Here is a 3,709-nt window from a genome sequence, read left to right as displayed (position 1 = left end):
CGTCGAAACCATCTCCGGCACCCGCCAACTCGTCATCGCCGCCACCGATCTTAAGCCGATTGCTGTGCCGAAGAATCCTTATCAGGAGTAGGCTTTAGGTTTTAGGCTTTAGGCTTTAGGCTTTAGGTTTTAGGCTTTAGGCTTTAGGTTTTAGGCTTTAGGTTTTAGATTTTGGAACGCAGTTCCAACTCCCAGCTCCCAACTCCCAACTCCCCGCTCCCCGCTCCCCGCCCCCCGCTCCCCTCGTGACTCCTCAAACCCCCACCCAACCACTCGATCGCATCGCCATTACTGTCATGGCTGTCTTGGCTGTCGCGATCGCGATTTTAATCTGGAGCGGCGATCGAACATTGCCGCAAGTCCGCGATTTTAGTTGGCAAAATCGGACGATTAGTGCCGAAGATACTGCCTTTACCCTGACATTCAACCGCCCGATCGATCGTGCCACTGTCGAACAACAACTCAAAATCGTGCCTGCACTACCAGGGAAAATCAGTTGGGCGGGGTCTAAATTGGCTTATACACTCGCACATCCCGCTCCCTACGGAGGTACATATCAAGTCGATTTGCAAGGGGCAAGAGAAGAAATCGGCACCACAACTGGCAAGGAAATCGTGCCATTTCGCGGGCGGTTTCGGACGCCCGATCGAATGTTTGCGTATATTGGTAGCAGTGAAACAAATCGCGGTCGGCTCGTTATTTACAACTTCAAAACGCAGAAACCCTTAGTAATTAGTCCCGAAAATTTAGTCGTTACCAATTTCAAAGTCGATCGACATAGTCAAAAAATTGTCTTCACGGCTAGTGACATTAGAACCCTTCAAAATGGTCAACCCGCGATCGCCTCTCAGCAAGTTTATAGCGTGAGCACAGGGATTGCCCCTCGCAATAGCGACGAACAATTTACCCCTCCAGGCAAACTCGAACTCATCCTCGACAATCGTGACTATCAAAACGTCAAATTCGATCTCTCCCCCGACGGGAAAACCCTCGTCGCTCAACGCGTCAATCGCAAAAAGCCCAGCGATTTTGCTTTATGGGTAGTCCCCTTAGACAAATCGACACCACCGCGCCCCATCAAACAAAGTGGGGATTTTGTCATCACTCCCGATAGCAGCCAAATTGCCGCTGCGGTGGGGGAAGGGGTATCAATTTTTCCGATCTCTGCAACTGAGGGCAACAATAATCTCGACTTTCTACCCAAATTTGGAAATGTGCTCAGTTTTGCCAACGATGGCAGTGCTGCGGCAATGGTCAAATACAATAGTGACTACACTAAATCGTTAGTTATCGTTAATAATCTGGGCGGCGAGCGGCAAATTTTCAAAACTACTGGTTCGCTCTTAGATGCCAAGTTTTCACCTACTAAAGACATCATTTATTGTCTGGCAACCGAACTCAAAACCACTGGCGGAAACAGCCGTGAAGAACCATTTTTAGCCGCGATCGATATTGAAACCAAAAAGATCCTGTCGCTGACGCTGTTGCCCATCCAGCAGGGCATTCAGATGAGTTTGTCGCCAGATGGATTGGCCGTAATGTTCGACCAAGCCGACAAAGGTGAAAGTACCAATCAGATCGTTCAAGGCAATAGTAATGGCATCCTGTGGATTTTACCGATTCCACCCAATATCCGCGAACTGACGACCCCAATTACTGCGGAGCGATTGCCTCTGGCAGGTTGGCATCCACGTTGGTTGGAGTAAGGGAAGATCGGATTGTTTAGCGATCAAGCATTATATCAGTAGGCAGGTAGATACAATGTTTTTATTAACTGATGCTTTGCACTGGGAAAGTGGTCGAGTCATTCAGACTTGGAGTTTTCGTTGAACTATGGAAATCCTTTGTTTATTTATGGGTGCGACTGATTAGAATTAATACAATATGTTGCAGAAATAGTCGCATTAGATAATGGTAGTGATAAGCTTCTACTGGATGTGAATATCTAGCTTTTAATTTTACATAGAACTAGCCAGTCTAATAAATATTCACCTTAATTTAACTTAAAATTTTGCAATAGGACTAATCTTATGACTAAAATTAACGCACTCAACCATGCCATTAGCTTTCTGATGCCAATCGATCCTCATGGTGGATTCCTTAGAATTGCCGAAACGATAGTTGAAGTGGCTAACAAGAATGAGGACGTACAAAAGTCTTTCCGTGAAGTTGATGATTGGATACGAGTGTTACCAATTAATAAAGAAACTAGAAGTATTCACAAAAGACTTAGTAAAACTGGTTTCCGTTCTAACCTTTCAGCTAGCTCAGAAGGTAAAACTTTACTAGCAGTTACTTATTTGAGAGCAATGGAAGGGCTAAACAAAAGAGTTTTACCTCAACAGTTAGATGTAGAAGCTATTGAAAAAAAACTTATTACCTTACCAAAGATACTGAAGGATTTAGAAACAGATTTTGTAAGTGAATTACTTATGGAAACTGACATTCGGGCTGCTCGCGATCCAAGATTTTTTCAAAAAATTGAAGAAGCTTTACAAGAAATTGAAGTTTTATTGCCACAATTAGGCAATCCACTTAAGGATCTTCTTGGCAGTCAAGTTACTAATCCAGTCTTAGCGGCTCAAGTCGTCGTCAGCACTAGCGGTGATTATGATTGTGGTGGTGGGATTGGAGATGTAATATGTGCTGGAGTACTTATAGTTTTAGGAGCTGTTCTAATCGGTGGAGCTAAGTAAAGGTAACATCTAGTTCCAATGATTAGAGATCGAATACTCAACCAATTTTATAGTGATTGAGCATTTAATAAAAATTCATTGTTTACCGTAGAGAAAAGCTAATAATTAAATTCACATGGAAGTGAACCAAGCAGGTATGGTCGTGATTTGTTTTCCTTCTAGGTACGGATCGCACTCAACTCTATCCCTGTGATAATCTCGGTTTGACACTTTTTCTTTTTGCTCTTGACAACTTTGTGGTCTTCTCAAATTGTCACAAATGGGGAAAGCCGACCAGCATTGATTTGGGTCGCTGACTGTGTAGGCTCAATCGCTGAATCAAACATATTTGGGGGCGTGAGTAACCTCACACCCCTTTATTTATGAAATCGATCGACTGTTGGATCGATCGAGCGGCTGAAGATCTAGGTTCGAGTCTTGCCAAGTTTGAGGAACGTACATTCCCAGACTAGACGGGGCTGCACGTATGCGAGTAACTGAGATCGAGTTTGTTCGAGGATCTCGACTGGTGGGACGGTGCGATATTTTTGCCAGTAGGTATATTGCAGATAATCCACCAGCCACAATTGAGCGGCTGAGTCTAATTCTCGATCGATCTGTTGGGCTAATTCTAGACCGTGACGGCGGGAAATTGGTAACTTGGTCGATCGCTCTAGGAGATCGGCTGGCAAGGCTTGAAACTGCTCCCAGATAGCGATCGCAGCACCCGGACTACCTTGAGCGAGTCCCAATATTTCCGGTCGCGCGAGAATTTCGGTTTTGCCTAATTTGGTCAAAACTTCGACCATCACAGTGAGATCGAGTCTGTGAAAGGGAATCTGCTGGCAGCGCGAGACAATTGTCGGTAATAGCGCGTCCAAGCTGGAAGAAATCGCAATAATTGTGGCTTTGCCTGGTTCTTCGAGGGTTTTTAATAAAGCATTGGCTGCACCTTCTGGCATCGTCTCGGCGCGATCGATCGCCACTACCGATCGATCGCCTAGTAGTGGCGGACGCCCTAAAAATTGACCGAT

Annotated in this window: 2 protein-coding genes and 1 pseudogene; 2 read left to right on the top strand and 1 reads right to left on the bottom strand. The window is 45.1% G+C overall.

Annotated elements, in window-relative coordinates:
• The first annotated feature begins 245 nt into the window (after positions 1-245).
• The gene (locus RMO84_RS02755; protein WP_310486923.1) at positions 246-1,706 is read left to right on the top strand and encodes a hypothetical protein; all 1,461 of its coding nucleotides are present in this window, start codon (positions 246-248) and stop codon (positions 1,704-1,706) included.
• Between the two features lie 324 nt (positions 1,707-2,030).
• Entirely contained in the window at positions 2,031-2,696 is a 666-nt protein-coding gene (locus RMO84_RS02750; protein ID WP_310486922.1) for a hypothetical protein, read from the top strand.
• Positions 2,697-3,100: 404 nt separating this feature from the next.
• On the opposite strand, the pseudogene RMO84_RS02745 reads toward RMO84_RS02750, so the two are convergent.
• Positions 3,101-3,709: pseudogene (locus RMO84_RS02745) on the bottom strand (DNA polymerase III subunit delta'); the annotation flags it as partial.

It is taken from the genome of Chamaesiphon sp. VAR_69_metabat_338, assembly GCF_031423935.1.
In the GTDB taxonomy this organism is placed as follows: Bacteria; Cyanobacteriota; Cyanobacteriia; order Cyanobacteriales; family Chamaesiphonaceae; genus Chamaesiphon.
This window is presented reverse-complemented; position numbering and strand designations above follow the sequence as displayed.

Excerpts from the sequence above, each read along its gene's own strand:
- RMO84_RS02750 (WP_310486922.1), top strand. The coding sequence starts at position 2,031 with ATGACTAAAATTAACGCACTCAACCATGCCATTAGCTTTCTGATGCCA.